Consider the following 14,879-nt stretch of genomic DNA (forward strand, 5'->3'; position numbering starts at 1 on the left):
CCACGCTGAATCGCATTGCGGCCAGTTCTCGACCACAACAGCCGACAGGCTTCCGGGCTTCGGTTCAGCGTGCGCGAACGAGGTCGAGGGACGCGTTCGGTGACCATGGGTCGCCCGCGGCGATGAGGGTGCGGGTGGCTCGGAGTTCTCTCGGTCTTGCCATGGCTACGGCGCCGACGGGGTGACCGTCGCGTAGGGCGATCGCCAGGAAGTCCCGGGAGTGGAGGTCGCCGTCGACGACCAGCTCGTCGTGGGGGTGGAGCCAGCCCGCGAACTGCATCGACGAGCCGTGCTGGTCGGTCCAGCCCCACGGGACTTCGGCGGGAGCCGCGGGGTGACCGAGGATCGCCTTCGCAGCCGCGGCGCCGTCGGACATCGCGGTATTCCAGTGTTGGCCGCGTTCGAATGCGCCACGACGGGAATCGAACGCCGTGGTGGCGTCACCCGCGGCGAAGACGGCGGGAGCCGAGGTGCGGTAGTGCTGGTCGACGATGATGCCGTCGTTCACCGCGATGCCCGCGGATTCGGCCAGGATGGTGTCGGGAACCGAGCCGATGGCGACCAGGGCGGCGGCCGCGGTGAACGTGCGTCCGTCCGTGGTGGCGGCGGTGACGCCGACGGCGGTGTCCGCGAGCCGCGTGGTGGTGACGCTGTTCTCGACTACGACGCCGTGTTCGAGGTGGATGTCGCCGACCAGGTCCGACACGGCCCGCGGCACCACCCGGTCGAGCAGTCCCGGTCCGGCGTTCAGCAGGGTCACTTCGGCGCCGAGACCGCGCGCGGTGGCGGCGACTTCGCACCCGACGAGCCCGCCGCCGATGATGAGCAGCGAACCGCCCGTGTCGATCGCGGCTTGCAGCGCCGCGACGTCGGACTGCCCGCGCAACGTGTGCACGCGGGTGGACGCGGTGTCGATCGTGCGCGCGCGGGCTCCGGTGGCGAGCAGCAGGCTGTCGTAGCCGAGCACCTCGCCGGTGCTCAATCGCACTGTCGCACTGTCGGTATCGATCGCGCGCACGAGCGTGGCCGGGCGCAGATCGACCGCGTTGTCGGCCCAGAACTTCGCCGGCTTCAGCACTGCGCGCTGCCACGGCGTCGTGCCCGCGAGCAGCTCCTTGGAGACCGCCGGTCGGCGATAGGGCAGCTCCGGCTCCGCCCCGACGAGCACGATCTCGCCGAGGTAGCCCTCTCGCCGCAGGGTCTGTGCGGCGGTGGCGCCGGCGACGCCGGTGCCCACGATGACGATCCGCCCACTCATCCGCGGCTCATCTCCCGCATGTCGAAATCGGCTTTGGCCGCACCGCAGTCGGGGCAGGACCAGTCCTCGGGTATGTCGTCCCAGCGGGTGCCGGGTGCGATACCGTCCTCGGGCCAGCCGAGCGCCTCGTCGTATTCGAAGCCGCACTGGACACACTGGAACAGCCGGTAGTCGCTCATCGGGGCGCACCTTCCCTCGGTTCGAAATCGACCTTCTCGCGCACACCGCAGTCGGGGCAGCACCAGTCGTCGGGTATCCGCGACCAGACCGTGCCGGGCGCGAAACCCTCACGGGGAGCGCCGCATCGCTCGTCGTAGACGTAGTCACAGATCGGGCACAGGTACGTCATCGGTTCACCCCGTACTTCGCCAGGACCCGCTCCCGCTTGCTGGGCTGGATGTTCACGCGAGTGATGTCGCCGTTGTAGTGGGCCAGGACGCGATGGTCCATCACCTTGCGCCACAGCGGCGTCACGTAGGCCAGACCGATCAGGCTCGCGTAGCCGCTGGGCAGCTCGGGCGCGCCGTCCATGTGCCGCAGGATCTGGTAGCGGCGGGTGGGGTTGGCGTGATGGTCGCTGTGGCGCTGCAGGTGGTAGAGGAAGATGTTGGTGACGATGTGGTCGGAGTTCCAGCTGTGCTCGGGGGTGCAGCGCTCGTAGCGGCCCGTGGCGGTCTTCTGCCGGAGCAGACCGTAGTGCTCGAGGTAGTTCACCGTCTCCAGCAGCGAGAAACCGTAGATCGCCTGGATCACCAGGAACGGCAGGATCGACGGACCGAACACCGCGACCAGCCCGACCCACAGCACGACCGACATGAGCCAGGCGTTGAGCACATCGTTGCGCAGCGAGAACGTGCTCTTGTCCAGCCGCCGCAGACGGGTGTGCTCGAGCTCCCACGAGGACGTCAGACTGCCCCACACGCTGCGCGGTAGGAAACTCCAGAACGATTCGGCGAAGCGCGCGCTGGCCGGATCCTCCGGCGTCGCGACGCGGACGTGGTGGCCGCGGTTGTGCTCGATGTAGAAGTGGCCGTAGAAGGTCTGGGCCAGCGTGATCTTCGACAGCCAGCGTTCGAGTTCGTCCTTCTTGTGGCCGAGTTCGTGCGCGGTGTTGATGCCGACCCCGCCCATTGTGCCGATCGTGAACGCCAGGCCGATCTTGGAGACCAGCCCGAGGCCACCGTCGATGCCGAGCCAGGACAGATTGTCCGCGGTCCACAGGTAGCAGGCGAACACCAGACTGAACAGCTGCAACGGAATATAGGCGTAGGTGCAGTAGCGGTAGTACCTGTCGTTCTCCAGCTGCGCCATCACCTCCTCGGGCGGGTTCTCCCCATCGGGCCCGAAGAACCGGTCCAGGGTAGGCAGCAGCACGTACAGCAGGATCGGCCCGAGCCACCACCACACGGGTGCGACTGCCTGCCAGCCGAATTGGTTGAAGGCCCAGACGAATCCGCTCGCGAGCAGGGTCGCGCTGGGGGCGATGAGGCCGAACAGCCACAGGTATCGCTTGGGGTCTCGCCACTGTGGCGGCGCCACCGATTCCGCGTGGTCACCGATTCGAGATGTCGTCATTGCCACTCTCCTGATCACCGAGACCTCGGACACCTACTCGCCCGAAGTCGCCTTCGTTTACACATTAACCGATTGTGTTCCTGTTGCATACACATCTGGTCATATTGTCAGCGAACGAGCACATCAGGGGGCACATGTAGGATGAGTGAGTGGCCGAACCACCGAACTTTCAGGCAGAAATGCGCCAGCTGCTGCGCGACCGGATGATCGACGCCGCGCGCACGATGGTCGTCAGCGAGGGCTGGGGCGCGGTCAACATGTCACGGGTGGCCAAGGAGGTCGGCATCAGCAGGCCGGTCCTCTACAAGGAGATCGGCACCAAGCAGGCGCTCGCGGATGCCCTGATCGAGCGTGAGACCGGCATCTTCCTGACCGGCATCGCCGAGACGCTGGCCCGGCACCCGGACGACCCACTCGCGGGTATGACCGCCGCGGCCGAGTACACGCTGCGCACCGCAGGCGACAACACCCTGATCAAGGCGGTGCTCTCCGCCCGTCAGGACGGCGATACCGCCCTGCTGCCCGCCCTGGTGAGCGACCCGGAACCGGTCCTCGGACGGGCTGTCGCCGCGCTCAGCGCCACCGTCCGCGAGCAGTACCGCTTCGCGTCCCTCACCGATGACGAGCTGACCTCGGTCGTCGAGATCATGGTCCGGCTGACATTGAGTCATCTGTTCCAGCCGACAGGCAGCGTCGACCGCGCGGTAACGCAGGTCGGCGCTGTCCTGTCGGGGGTCATGCCCGCTCTCTGAGCGGGCTCACAATCGCGCACCCACCTGCCCGGTGGCGGCCGAGAACGCCCAGTCGTAGCGGCCGTGCGCGGCCGGGAAGATGCCGCCCGCGCAGATCGGATCCCCGGCGGTGCAATAGTTCGCCGTGCGGTCGGCGTACATCGGTGGCACCGTGGCGCCGATCAGGCGCAGGGGGTCACCGAACAGCAGCACTGCGACGACGCGCGAGGACAGCTCGGGAGGGAGCACCCACGCGCCGGGCATCGGGATGGAGCCGAGGACAGCGTGGGTCACCACCGCGCCCTGGGAGTAGCCGACGAGAACGAATTGCTGGTCGGGGCAGGCGGCGGCCTGATCGATCAGGTGGCCGGTCATGGCCCGGGTGCCGTCGCTCATCGAGGACGGCACCAGCAGGTCGGCTGGGTACTCCACGCGATGCGCGGTGGTGTCCACCGGTAGTTGCGCGCTCATCTCCGCGTAGAGCGGGTCGCCGATGACAGCTCCGAGATAGCCGGGTTCCATTGTGCCGCGGGCGACCACGACATCGAGCGTGGCGCAATTCTGCGCCCACGCTGTCAGTCCCGGGGACATCGCTGTCCCGATTCCCGCAGTCAGTAGCAACACCGACAGCGCGCGCGCCGTCTGCCTCGCGACGATACGAATTACCTTCCGATTGGTCATCGTGCCCACCTGCTCACGCCGTTGTGAGAAATAGAGAAAGAGCGATTCACCTCCTGCCCCAAGGGCATTCGGCCTGCTCAGTGGTGGGATACCCGCTGACCCGTATCGTCATGGCACGATCTCGGCATCGGCTGCGCCACGGTTGCGTCTCGGATCGCCTGCGGCACAACGCCGCTGCCGAATCTCAGTGCTTCTTGGGCTTCTTCTTGTACTTCGGCTTGTCGTGATCGGGCTCCCATTCGTAGCCCGCGACACCACGTTCGCAGTAGGAGTCCGCGACGAGAACGTCGCCCTGGTCGCGCTCACACCAGCGCGACTTCGAGCACGAGGTGGCGCCGAGGCCGGCCACGACGGCGAGTGTGAGGACGGCTGCGCCGGTACGGGTTCGGACGTTCATGAGCTGTTGAGCCTTTCCTCGAATGAGATACCGCTGGTCAGGGCGTTTTGCAGGACTCTCCCCCGCCTGCGGACGAACCAATGCTACGTTCCTGGGATGTCGAGCACAGCGCCTGCGCCACACGAAGATTTCACCCCCGACGCGATTGTCGTCGGCGCCGGACTGGCTGGCCTGGTCGCCGCGCACGAGTTGGTGCTCGCCGGGCGCAAGGTCTTGGTGCTCGATCAGGAGAATCGCGCCAACCTCGGCGGGCAGGCGTTCTGGTCGCTGGGTGGGCTGTTCGTCGTCGACAGCCCGGAACAGCGCAGGATGGGTATCAAGGATTCCTACGAACTGGCACTGCAGGATTGGTTCGGTTCGGCCGGTTTCGACCGCGAGGACGAAGATCGGATGGGTCGCGAGTGGGCGAAGGCCTATGTGCGGTTCGCCACCGACGAGAAGCGGGATTACCTACACGCCTTGGGTTTGCGTTTCACCCCACTGGTCGGCTGGGCCGAACGGGGCGGCGGGTTGGCCGGTGGGCACGGCAACTCGGTGCCCCGATTCCACCTCACCTGGGGTACCGGACCCGAGGTACTGCGCGTGTTCCGTGAGCCGGTCCTGGCCGGCGAGGCGAAGGGGCTGGTCCGCTTCGCGTTCCGGCATCGCGTCGATGAGCTGACCGTCGAAGACGGCGCCGTGACCGGCGTGCGCGGCAGTGTTCTCGCACCCTCCGACACCGAACGCGGTCAAGCGTCGAACAGGGATGTGGTGGGCGAGTTCAGCTTCGAAGCGCCCGCGGTTCTCGTGAGCTCGGGTGGCATCGGTCACGCCCATGACCTCATCCGCCGCAACTGGCCCACCGAACGTCTCGGCCCGTGCCCGGAGCACATGATCTCCGGCGTCCCGGCCTATGTCGACGGCCGGATGCTCGCCATCTCCGAGGAGGCCGGGGCGGCGCTGGTCAACCGCGATCGGATGTGGCACTACACCGAGGGCATCCACAACTGGGATCCGATCTGGCCCGATCACGCCATCCGCATCATCCCCGGCCCGTCGTCGCTGTGGTTCGACGCCAACGGAAACCGCATGCCCGCACCGTGTTTCCCCGGTTTCGATACCAACGAGACCATGCGCCAGATCCTGTCGACGGGCTACGACTACTCGTGGTTCGTCCTGAACCAGTCGATCATCGAGAAGGAGTTCGCGCTGTCGGGTTCGGAACAGAACCCCGATATCACCGGCAAGGATTTGAAATTCACGGTGCGCAGCAGGCTCGCCAAGGGCGCGCCGGGACCGGTGGAGGCCTTCAAGCAGCACGGCGTGGACTTCGTGGTCGCCGACTCACTGGCCGAACTCGTCGACGGCATGAACGAGATCTCCCGTGGCCCGAAGCTGGACGTGGCCGCTCTCGAACACCAGATCGCGGGCCGCGACCGCGAGGTAGCCAACTCGTTCTCCAAGGACGCGCAGGTGACCGCGATCAACGGGGCCCGCAAGTATCTCGGCGACAAGGTCCGCGTCGTCAAACCGCACCGCATCCTCGATCCGGCGCATGGTCCGCTCATCGCGGTGCGCCTCAACGTGCTGACCCGCAAGACCCTCGGCGGGCTGCAGACCGACCTCGACTCGCAGGTGCTGCGCCCGGACGGCTCGGTGTTGCCCGGGCTGTACGCGGCCGGTGAGGTCGCCGGATTCGGCGGTGGCGGGGTGCACGGCTACAACGCGCTGGAGGGCACGTTCCTGGGCGGGTGCATCTTCTCGGGTCGCGCGGCCGGGCGGGCGATGGCGCGGCGCGCGGGCTAGTGCGGGTGCCGGGGGGCCAGGGTACGTGACGCCTCCTTGGCCACCTCGGCCAGCGCCCTGGCCAGCCGTGCGGTGTCGAGGGCGCTGCGCTCGGCCTTGACCGTGCCCGACAGCGAGATCGCGGCCACCGCCACGCCGCGACCACGGATCGGCACCGCTACGCAACCGACGCCAGGCAGCGACTCCTCGGTATCGACGGCCACGCCTTGGCGGTTGCGGATACGGGCGAGTTCACGGTGCAGTTCGGCCCGGTCCACGATCGTGCGCGCGGTCCGTGCCACGGCATTGCCCCGGAGCGCGGCCTCCGCGATTCCCGGCTCGAGGGTGGCCAGCAGTGCCTTGCCCACCGCCGTGGAGTACGCGGGCAGTCTGCCGCCGACGCGGGTCGGGATGACCACCCCGCCGCGGCCGCCCGACCGATCGAGGAACAGCACCTCGCGCCCGTCCAGCACCGCGAGGTGCCCCACCAGCCCGGTGCGTTGGCTGAGTTCGTAGAGCAGTGGCCCCACCACCTCGCGCAGTTCGTTCTGCTCGGCCGCGAGTCCGCCGAGCTCGAGAACCCGCAGTCCCAACCGATAACCGCCGGGGGTATGCGCGAGCCAGCGCAGCCGGATCATCTGGTCGAGGATGCGATGCACGGTCGAGCGTGGCAGCCCGGTGCGTTCGGCGAGCCCGAGCAGCGTCAGCGTGGGCGTGGCGGCGTCGAACGCGTCCAGAATGAGCGTCATCCGCTCGATCATCGACGTCGGCGGTGCCCCGGCCGCCCGGTCCGATCCGGTCCACAGGTTCTCGGGCGCCGGTTCGGTCACGATCTCGACCGTCATGTGATCCAACCTCCACAGTGCGTAGCGCTACCAGACTAGAGCCGTCGACTCCGCTCACGCACTATTTCGCCTCGATCTCGGGTCCGTGCCCGGCTGACCACCAGGTCGAGCGGGATTCGACCGCTGACCGAGAAGTGGGCGACAGTGGTGGGCCGGCTGCTCTCACGTGACGGATCGAGCGAGCCGTCGCCATCAGCGGCCACAACGGCGCGGCGAAGGCCGTAGCTGTGGGGCGAGGCGTTCGGACAGGACCGGCGCCGCTCAGCCGCGCGCGGTCTCGAGCAGCGCGGCCCGCTCCACGAGCAGTTCGCCCGGCCCGGTCGGTGGGGTGTTGCGGCGCCAGATGGCCCGGAATTTGCGGGTCAGCCGGGCGGCCTCGGCGGTGGGGATTTCCACCAGCGCGCCGGTACGCAGGTCGGGTGCGGCGATCAATCGGCTCACCACCGCGGGGGCCATCCCGGTTCGGGCGGCAGCCACGATCGCGGCGGTCGACCCGAGTTCCGCGGCCGGGCCGACGGGCGGCGCCGCGGTAGCGAGCAGGTCCCATACGGTGTCGCGGGTACCCGAACCCGGCTCGCGCCACAGCAGGGCCGTACCCGCCAGCTCGGCGAGCGTGACCGGGGTCTTCCGTTGCGCCCATGGATGATTCGGTGCCGCGACCACGACGAGGTCGTCGGCGCCCAGCACGCGACTGCCGAGTCCGGCGGGTGGATGCGGACCCTCCACGAAGCCCACATCCGCGGTGCCGTCGCGCACGAGACCCGCGACCTGGGTCGAGTTCTCGACTTCGAGGGAGATCACGACCTCGGGGTGATCAGCGCGCAGGGCGGCGAGCCAATGCGGAATACGGTGGTCGGCAATGGTTTTGGAGGCGGCGATGCGCAGACGTGGGGCTTGCGCGGCACGCAGCCGGGCGAGGTCGGCCACGAGGTCGGTCACAGCGGCGAGGACGGTGCGGGCGTGGGCGACCACCGCGCGCCCCGCGTCGGTGAGTTCGGAGCCGGTCGGCCCACGGTCGAGCAGCTTCACGTGTAGGCGGCGTTCCAGGGCGCTGATCCGCATGCTCGCCGCGGGCTGGCTGATTCCGTGCCTGCGGGCGGCGGCGCCCAGACTGCCCAGCTCGGCCACCGACACGAGGAGGTCGAGGACCTCCAGGTCAGGGGTTCCGGGTGGCAGGGTCATGGGCCGATTATGGGCGACGGGCGACGCGACACCACATCAGGCGCCGTTGTCGTCGTGATCCGAGCCGAATCGGCCGCGCAGCTCCTTGGCCACGCCGTAGAGGGCGAACACCGGTTTCAGTGGCATCCACTCGCCGAACCGATACTCCCGGCCTGCGACGAGCCGGGCGGCCAGTTCCGGGCTCTGCTCGGCGAGGTAGGCGCGGGCGGTCTCGGCGTGCGTCGGCAGCGAGACGATCTTGATGCGGTCGACATCCTTCAGATACGGGATCGCGAACGCGATGTTCTCCCAGGTGGATCGGCTCGACTCCTCCAAGACGAGTTCACCCCGGTATCCGCGGGATTGCACGGCGTAGCGGCCCATCAGCGCCGCCTCGGTCTCCGGACCGGCGACGGCACCCCCGCACAGGACGAGGCGGGTCTCGGGTGCTCGCGGATCGATAGAACGCAGCCCGGCGCGCACGCGCCAGCGGTTCATGCCGTTCGCGCGTGCACCGGTGTTGCGGTATCCGAGAACCACGACGGCCTCGGACCCGGGGCGTGACGGTCCGACGCCTCGACGGGAGGCGCGCCGATTCGCCCATTCACCCCACAGCATCAATCCGACACCGGTGGCGAGCGTCAGCCGGGTTCGTTTCCGCACGGCTCCAGCAAACCACACGCCCCACCGGCGCAGCCATAAGCCGACATTATGGCCACCTCCGAATTCGGTCTCTACCTCGGAATCGTCCGTGCCGCGAAGGTGAAGGAGTGAATCGCGCACTCGCTCCCGGCCTGTTCCTCGCCGCTGTGCTGGCTACCGTGGCCACGCCGTTCGGCAAGGCGCTACCGATGATCGGCACGCCGGTGCTCGCGCTCGGCGCGGGCGCCCTGGTCGGCATGGTGCTGCGACGCAAGGACCCGACCGGCGAGACCTTCGGTCCCGGGCTCGACGTCGCCCGGCAACGCCTGCTCGGGCTCGCGATCGTACTGCTGGGGCTCGGGCTGCCGCTCGGGTCGGTGCTGAGTGTGGGGCGCGAGACGGTGGTGGTGCTGCTCGGGACGCTGCTCGTCGGCGGTGTGGCGGCGTTCTTCGTCGGCCGGATGCTCGCGGTGGATACGGAGTCGGCGACGCTCATCGCCGTGGGCACCACGATCTGCGGCGCGTCCGCGATCGCCGCCGCCACCGCGGTCCTGCGGCCCGACAAGCAACGGGTCGCCTACGCCCTGTGCACCATCTTCATCTTCAATGTCACGGCCGTGCTGGTGTATCCACCACTGGGCCGGGCGCTGGGGCTGTCGCAGGAGGCGTTCGGGCTGTGGGCGGGTACGGCCATCAACGACACGTCGTCGGTCCTGGCCGCAGGTGTCATCTTCGGCGCGGGCGCGGCACAGTTCGCGGTGATCGTGAAGATGGTGCGCAGCCTCGCCATCATCCCGCTCTGCGTCGGCCTGCACGTCGGCCGCCGCCACCTCGCCGAGCGGACCGACCTACCCCAGGCCTCGCTGCGCCGGGCGGTCCCACTCTTCGTGGTCCTGTTCCTGGCCGCCTCCGTCATCGCGGGCCTCGGCATCATCCCCGCCGAGCTCACCGCACCGCTGGCCACTCTCAGCGGCTGGCTCATCGCCGCCGTCCTCGCCGCCATCGGCACCTCACTGAGCATCGACCGCCTACGCACCGCGGGCATCCGCCCCCTGATCCTCGGCGGCGCCCTCGGCCTGATCCTCGGCACCACCAGCCTCGGCCTCATGTACCTGACCGGCTGGTGCTGACGGCGACAGCGTTACCGGCCCTCCAGCACACGGTCGCGCGGCGCTAGCATTGCCTGACATCGCATGTCGGCACGGACAGGAGGATGTTATGAGCAGCGTTTGCCGGATCATCGCCACCGTGGGAGCCACCGCGGCCCTGAGCCTGGTCACCGCAGGAGTCGCGGCAGCCGAGGACGCCGAGCCACCGTCGTCGCCGCTGGTCGAGTACATCGAGTCGTGGCCGCCGGCCCCCGAGTGGTGCAACGCGCGGTGGGACCCGATCGAGGAAGCCATCGAGGACTCGATCCCACCCCGGTACGAGCCGGAATTCGACGCCTTCGACGACTGGTGCGAGGGCGACGCGGACTGACTCGCGCGGGGAGGCGGGGCGGCCCGCTACGCGACCGCCCCGATCGATCTAGCCCATCGCGTTGACGGCGTTCAGCACGGCTTGCAGCGAGGCCGCGACGACCGAGGTATCGCGACCGAAAGCCCAACCGGTGCCCTGCGGCACTCGATACTCCACATAACTCACGGCGGTGCTGCCCGCGCCCTCGTCCACCGAATGCTGGGTCAGCCCGAGGATCTCGATGGGATGGCCTGCCTCGTCGAGTGCGGCGGTCAGCGCCTCGACCGGGCCGACCGCGTGGTGCACCGAATGCCGTTCGCGGCCGTGCGCGTCGAGGAGGATCTCGGTGGTGCCGTCACCGATCCGCCACTGCGACAGCGTGATTCGCGGAGCGTTGGTGGTGTATGCCCGCTCGAACAGCGTGAACAGTTCCTTGGCGGTGATCTCCGCGCCGCTGTCGTCGGTGTGTTCCTGCACGCGCTCGGCGAGATCGATCTGCAGGCGACGTGGCAGGTCGAGGCCGTATTCGGCGTGCAGCAGATAGGCGATTCCGCCCTTGCCGGACTGGGAGTTCACCCGGATCACGGCGTCGTAGGAGCGGCCGAGGTCGGCGGGGTCGATCGGCAGATACGGTACCCGCCACTCCGATTCACGCTCGGTGACGCCACGCACCGCAGCCCGCTCACGGTGTTCGGCCATCCCCTTGCTGATCGCGTCCTGGTGGGTGCCGGAGAAGGCGGTGTGGACGAGATCGCCCACGTACGGGTGCCGTTCGTGCACGGGCAGGCGGGTGCAGTGCTCGACCGTGCGGCGGATCTCGTCGATGTCGGAGAAGTCGATCATCGGGTCCACGCCCTGGGCGTGCAGGTTCAGGGCCAGGGTGGCGATGTCGACATTGCCGGTGCGTTCACCGTTGCCGAAAACGCAGCCTTCCACGCGCTGGGCGCCCGCCAGGACGGCCAGTTCGGCGCAGGCGATGCCGGTCCCCCGGTCGTTGTGCGGGTGCACCGACAGGATCACGCCGTCGCGGCGAGCCAGGTTGCGGTGCATGTATTCGATCTGGTCGGCGTAGATGTTCGGGGTCGCGACCTCCACTGTCGCAGGCAGATTCAACGTCACCGGACGCTGTGCACTCGCCTGCCACAGCTCGGTGACCGCGTCGCAGATCTCGAGGGCGAAATCCGGTTCGGTCAGATTGAACACCTCCGGCGAGAACTGGAAGCGCGCGTTCGGCAGTTCACCCGCCAGTTCCAGGACGTCGCGGGCACCGGACAGGATCAGTTCGCGCAGCTGTGCGCGATCCTTGCCGAGAACCACCTCACGCCAGACCGGCGCGGTGGCCGTGTACAGGTGGATCACTACCTCGTTGGTGAGACCACGCACCGACTCGACGGTCCGTTCGATCAGGTCACGCCGTGCCGGTGTGAACACGACGATGGCCACGTCCGGCGGGGCGATCGAGGTGTCGGCCAGCAGACGCACGAAATCGAAGTCGGTCTGTGAGGCGGACGGGTAGCCGACCTCGATCTCCTTGTAGCCCATGGCGATCAGGAGTTCGAAGAACCGGCGTTTGCGCGCCGGGTCCATCGGTTCGGCCAGCGCCTGATTGCCGTCCCGGAGATCGACCGGGACCCACAGGGGCGCGGTGGTCATCCGCGCGTTCGGCCAATCACGTTGTCCGACAGGAATATTCACGCGCTGATGGACATCGCGGTAGCGAAACGACGGCATCGCCGAATGGCGCTGCCGATTCCACGCGGGTGCGCCGGCGGCGACAGCGCCGGCGGGGGTTGTCAGGGTGGGGAATTCGGTCATGACCTGCTCTGCTTCCCGGCCCGTTTCGGGCCACGAGACGACGGTGACCGGCCATGACGGAGCCCCACGGCGGGGCGGCCGGTCGGTCAGGCCCCGCCGTGGCGGCCGAGAAGAAGCGCGGAGTAAGTCATGATGGGTACACTTCTACCACAACTCCTCAGACAAGTAGAGAGGTTTGCCGGTGGTATCGCAGGTACGACGTCAGCCGCTGGCCGCGCAGGCGGCCGAACTGCTACTCGCACGGATCCGCGCGGGCGAGTGGCCGCTGGGTCATCGATTACCGGGTGAGGCGCTGCTCGCCGCCCAGTTGGGCGTGGGCCGATCGACCCTGCGCGAGGCGATCCGCGAACTCGCGGGCAAAGGTGTACTCGACAGCAGGCAGGGCTCCGGGGTGTTCGTCACCGCGCTCGACGCGGGGCAGGACTGGGATGTCGTGCTGCGCGGGGCCACCATCGCCGCGGTGATCGAGGCGCGCATCGCGATCGAGGCCGAGGCCGCCGCCCTCGCCGCGCAACGGCGCACGCCCGCCGATCTGCGGGCCATCCGGCGGGCCCTGATCGGACGGCGCGCCGAGGGCCAGACCGTCGCCGCGCATGTCGATGCCGACATGGCCTTCCATCGCGCGGTCATCGTGGCCGCGCACAACGACGTGCTCACCCAGCTGTTCGACAGCTTCCTGCCGCGCCTACGCCTGGCCATGATCGACATGCTCGAATTGCGTCCGGTCCGCTCCGAGGAGGCCGACCACCGCGCACACGAGCAGCTCGCCCAGGCGATCGCCGACCGAACCCCCACTGCCGCCGCGGAATTCAGCCGCACCCACCTGTCCGCGTTGAAGGAGGCCTTCACATGACCGGCGCACCCGTGATCGAACTCGACGAGGTGACCTTCCGTCGCGACGGTAAGAAGATCATCAACGGGATCTCGCTGACGGTCCGCGCCGGTGAGCACTGGGCTCTGCTCGGCCCCAACGGCGCGGGCAAGAGCACGCTGCTCGGTTTCTGCGGCGCGGTCACCTTCCCCACCACCGGCGCCGTGCGGGTGCTCGGCGAACAGTTCGGCCGGGTGGAGCTGGCTCGGCTGCGACGCTCGATCGGCCACGTCAACCCGCGTCATCCCCTGCGCTACGCCCTGACGGTGCGCGAGGTCGTCCTCACCGGCGTCACCGGCACGATCGATACCCCGATGCGCTGGTCACCGACCACCGCCGACCTCGCTCGCGCCGACGCGATCATCGACGCCCTCGGCTTGTCCGGCAAAGCCGACGACATCTGGCCCACCCTGTCGCAGGGCGAACGCGGCCGCACCCTGATCGCCCGCGCCCTGATCAGCGACCCCGACGTCCTGCTCCTGGACGAACCGTCCACCGGCCTCGACCTGGCCGCCCGCGAGCAACTCCTCACCACCATCGACACCCTCGATCGCACCCACCCCGAGGTCGCCTCGATCCTGGTCACCCACCACCTCGAGGAACTCCCCAGCACCACCACCCACGCCCTGCTCATCGCGAACGGTCACACCGTCGCCGCGGGCCTCGCCACCGACGTCATCACCACAGACCACGTCTCCACCGCCTTCGCCCACCCGATCGAAGTCCGCTACGACGGCCGCTGGAGCGCCCGCGCCCGCTGAAGCCCGACCACCCACCCGGGCAACGCTTCCCGTGCCGCGAGCCACTCCTCCGGAATTCCGCGGGTCGCACCGCCGTCTCCGGCACCGGTGTGGGCGGCCACGATCCCGCCGACGATCGCGGCGGTGGTGTCGACGTCGCCACCAGCCTGCACACAAGCGGTGACGGCACGCGGATAGTCCTCCAGGTAGGTCGCGGCGACCCACAGGGCGAAGGGCACCGTGTCCTGAGCGCTGACGCGAGCGCCGTTGCCGAGCTCGTAGGCCACTTCGGCTACCGTTCGACCGAGCAGCTCCCGAGCTCGACGGATTCCGCGCGACGTGAGCCCCTCGACCAGATACGGCTCGACCGCACGCAGCAATTCATCCGGCGCGCAACCCTTTCCGCGCATGTGCGCGGCATGTGCGGCGGCAACCGCCACTGTCATCGCCCCCACGATCGCCTCCGGATGCCGATGGGTGATCTCGGCGGACAGCGCCGCCTGCACCGCGGCTCGAGCCGGGTCCCCGGCGAAATGCGCCCCGAGCGGCGCTACTCGCATCGCGGCACCGTTGCCCCACGATCCATTCCCCCCGAAGACCGCACCGGCCGCCTCACGCCACGGACGCCCGTCTCGAATCTCGTGCAGCACAACAACGGTGCCGGGCCCATAGCCACGGTACGGTTCGCACCGCTGCGCGAACGCGTCGGCGAGAGCATCACGATCCACGCTGCCGCGACGGCGGATTTCCGCATACACCGAACACGCCATTTCGGTGTCATCGGTCCAAGGCCATGGCGCCGTGGGCGGTCGACCCGCGAGAAGATCAGGAACCGAACAACCGGGAACGAAGAATTGCGCACCCAGCGCATCACCAACTGAAAGGCCTTGAAGACTGTCGAAAGCGGGATCGGAATTCAGCATGCTGCCGCAATCATCGCC

The 14,879-nt window shown here is 68.6% G+C and carries 17 protein-coding genes; 6 read left to right on the forward strand and 11 right to left on the reverse strand.

Features of this window, described 5'->3' with window-relative positions; all coding sequences use genetic code 11:
• Window positions 1-64 precede the first annotated feature (64 nt).
• From NA12_RS04680 to NA12_RS04695, 4 genes are read right to left on the reverse strand one after another with little or no spacing between them, the layout of a single operon-like run.
• Window positions 65-1,258: an NAD(P)/FAD-dependent oxidoreductase gene (locus NA12_RS04680; protein ID WP_067446351.1), complete on the reverse strand. Its 1,194-nt coding sequence runs from the start codon at window positions 1,256-1,258 to the stop codon at window positions 65-67.
• Window positions 1,255-1,437, reverse strand: a complete 183-nt coding sequence (locus NA12_RS04685) for a rubredoxin (RefSeq protein ID WP_067446354.1) — start codon at window positions 1,435-1,437, stop codon at window positions 1,255-1,257. The genes NA12_RS04680 and NA12_RS04685 overlap by 4 nt, the downstream gene beginning before the upstream one ends.
• Complete coding sequence (locus tag NA12_RS04690; protein WP_067446357.1) at window positions 1,434-1,607, reverse strand: rubredoxin; 174 nt, start codon at window positions 1,605-1,607, stop codon at window positions 1,434-1,436. The genes NA12_RS04685 and NA12_RS04690 overlap by 4 nt, the downstream gene beginning before the upstream one ends.
• The gene (locus tag NA12_RS04695) at window positions 1,604-2,833 is read right to left on the reverse strand and encodes an alkane 1-monooxygenase (protein ID WP_067446360.1); all 1,230 of its coding nucleotides are present in this window, start codon (window positions 2,831-2,833) and stop codon (window positions 1,604-1,606) included. The genes NA12_RS04690 and NA12_RS04695 overlap by 4 nt, the downstream gene beginning before the upstream one ends.
• Window positions 2,834-2,982: 149 nt before the next feature.
• Between NA12_RS04695 and NA12_RS04700 the strand changes: the two genes are divergently transcribed.
• A complete protein-coding gene (locus tag NA12_RS04700; RefSeq protein ID WP_067446363.1) occupies window positions 2,983-3,585 on the forward strand; it encodes a TetR/AcrR family transcriptional regulator in 603 nt (200 codons plus the stop codon).
• A 6-nt stretch (window positions 3,586-3,591) separates the two neighbouring features.
• Here the strand turns inward: NA12_RS04700 and NA12_RS04705 are convergent, their stop codons facing one another.
• Together NA12_RS04705 and NA12_RS04710 are read right to left on the reverse strand one after the other, a co-directional pair.
• Entirely contained in the window at window positions 3,592-4,245 is a 654-nt protein-coding gene (locus NA12_RS04705; RefSeq protein ID WP_067447475.1) for a cutinase family protein, read from the reverse strand.
• 184 nt (window positions 4,246-4,429) lie between these two features.
• Entirely contained in the window at window positions 4,430-4,642 is a 213-nt protein-coding gene (locus NA12_RS04710; RefSeq protein WP_067446366.1) for a hypothetical protein, read from the reverse strand.
• Between the two features lie 96 nt (window positions 4,643-4,738).
• On the opposite strand from NA12_RS04710, the gene NA12_RS04715 reads away from it, so the two are divergent.
• Window positions 4,739-6,427, forward strand: a complete 1,689-nt coding sequence (locus NA12_RS04715; protein ID WP_067446368.1) for an FAD-binding dehydrogenase — start codon at window positions 4,739-4,741, stop codon at window positions 6,425-6,427.
• Here the strand turns inward: NA12_RS04715 and NA12_RS04720 are convergent.
• From NA12_RS04720 to NA12_RS04730, 3 genes are all read right to left on the reverse strand, one after another.
• Window positions 6,424-7,251: an IclR family transcriptional regulator gene (locus NA12_RS04720; protein WP_067447476.1), complete on the reverse strand. Its 828-nt coding sequence runs from the start codon at window positions 7,249-7,251 to the stop codon at window positions 6,424-6,426. The genes NA12_RS04715 and NA12_RS04720 overlap by 4 nt on opposite strands.
• Window positions 7,252-7,512: 261 nt before the next feature.
• Complete coding sequence (locus tag NA12_RS04725; RefSeq protein WP_067446371.1) at window positions 7,513-8,433, reverse strand: LysR family transcriptional regulator; 921 nt, start codon at window positions 8,431-8,433, stop codon at window positions 7,513-7,515.
• 36 nt (window positions 8,434-8,469) lie between these two features.
• On the reverse strand, window positions 8,470-9,075 hold the full coding sequence (locus NA12_RS04730) for a YdcF family protein (protein ID WP_067446374.1): 606 nt from the start codon (window positions 9,073-9,075) through the stop codon (window positions 8,470-8,472).
• A 107-nt stretch (window positions 9,076-9,182) separates the two neighbouring features.
• Between NA12_RS04730 and NA12_RS04735 the strand changes: the two genes are divergently transcribed.
• Both NA12_RS04735 and NA12_RS04740 read left to right on the forward strand, forming a co-directional pair.
• Window positions 9,183-10,184, forward strand: coding sequence for a YeiH family protein (locus tag NA12_RS04735; protein WP_067446377.1), 1,002 nt, complete (start codon window positions 9,183-9,185; stop codon window positions 10,182-10,184).
• A gap of 88 nt (window positions 10,185-10,272) precedes the next feature.
• Window positions 10,273-10,533, forward strand: a complete 261-nt coding sequence (locus tag NA12_RS04740; RefSeq protein ID WP_067446380.1) for a hypothetical protein — start codon at window positions 10,273-10,275, stop codon at window positions 10,531-10,533.
• A 48-nt stretch (window positions 10,534-10,581) separates the two neighbouring features.
• Here NA12_RS04740 and NA12_RS04745 read toward each other — a convergent pair whose 3' ends face one another.
• On the reverse strand, window positions 10,582-12,243 hold the full coding sequence (locus NA12_RS04745; RefSeq protein WP_067447477.1) for a 2-isopropylmalate synthase: 1,662 nt from the start codon (window positions 12,241-12,243) through the stop codon (window positions 10,582-10,584).
• 265 nt (window positions 12,244-12,508) lie between these two features.
• On the opposite strand from NA12_RS04745, the gene NA12_RS04750 reads away from it, so the two are divergent.
• Window positions 12,509-13,180 (forward strand): FadR/GntR family transcriptional regulator, encoded by a 672-nt coding sequence (locus tag NA12_RS04750; RefSeq protein WP_067446383.1) that lies wholly within the window; start codon window positions 12,509-12,511, stop codon window positions 13,178-13,180.
• Window positions 13,177-13,959, forward strand: coding sequence for an ABC transporter ATP-binding protein (locus NA12_RS04755; RefSeq protein ID WP_067446386.1), 783 nt, complete (start codon window positions 13,177-13,179; stop codon window positions 13,957-13,959). Before NA12_RS04750 ends, NA12_RS04755 begins: the two co-directional genes overlap by 4 nt.
• Here the strand turns inward: NA12_RS04755 and NA12_RS04760 are convergent.
• Window positions 13,926-14,861 carry an ADP-ribosylglycohydrolase family protein gene (locus tag NA12_RS04760; RefSeq protein ID WP_067447478.1) on the reverse strand — a complete coding sequence of 312 codons (936 nt, stop codon included), beginning with the start codon at window positions 14,859-14,861 and terminating at the stop codon, window positions 13,926-13,928. The genes NA12_RS04755 and NA12_RS04760 overlap by 34 nt on opposite strands.
• Window positions 14,862-14,879 lie beyond the last annotated feature (18 nt).

Origin of the sequence: Nocardia alba NBRC 108234 (genome assembly GCF_001612665.1) — a bacterium.
GTDB classification, from domain to species: domain Bacteria; phylum Actinomycetota; class Actinomycetes; order Mycobacteriales; family Mycobacteriaceae; genus Nocardia; species Nocardia alba.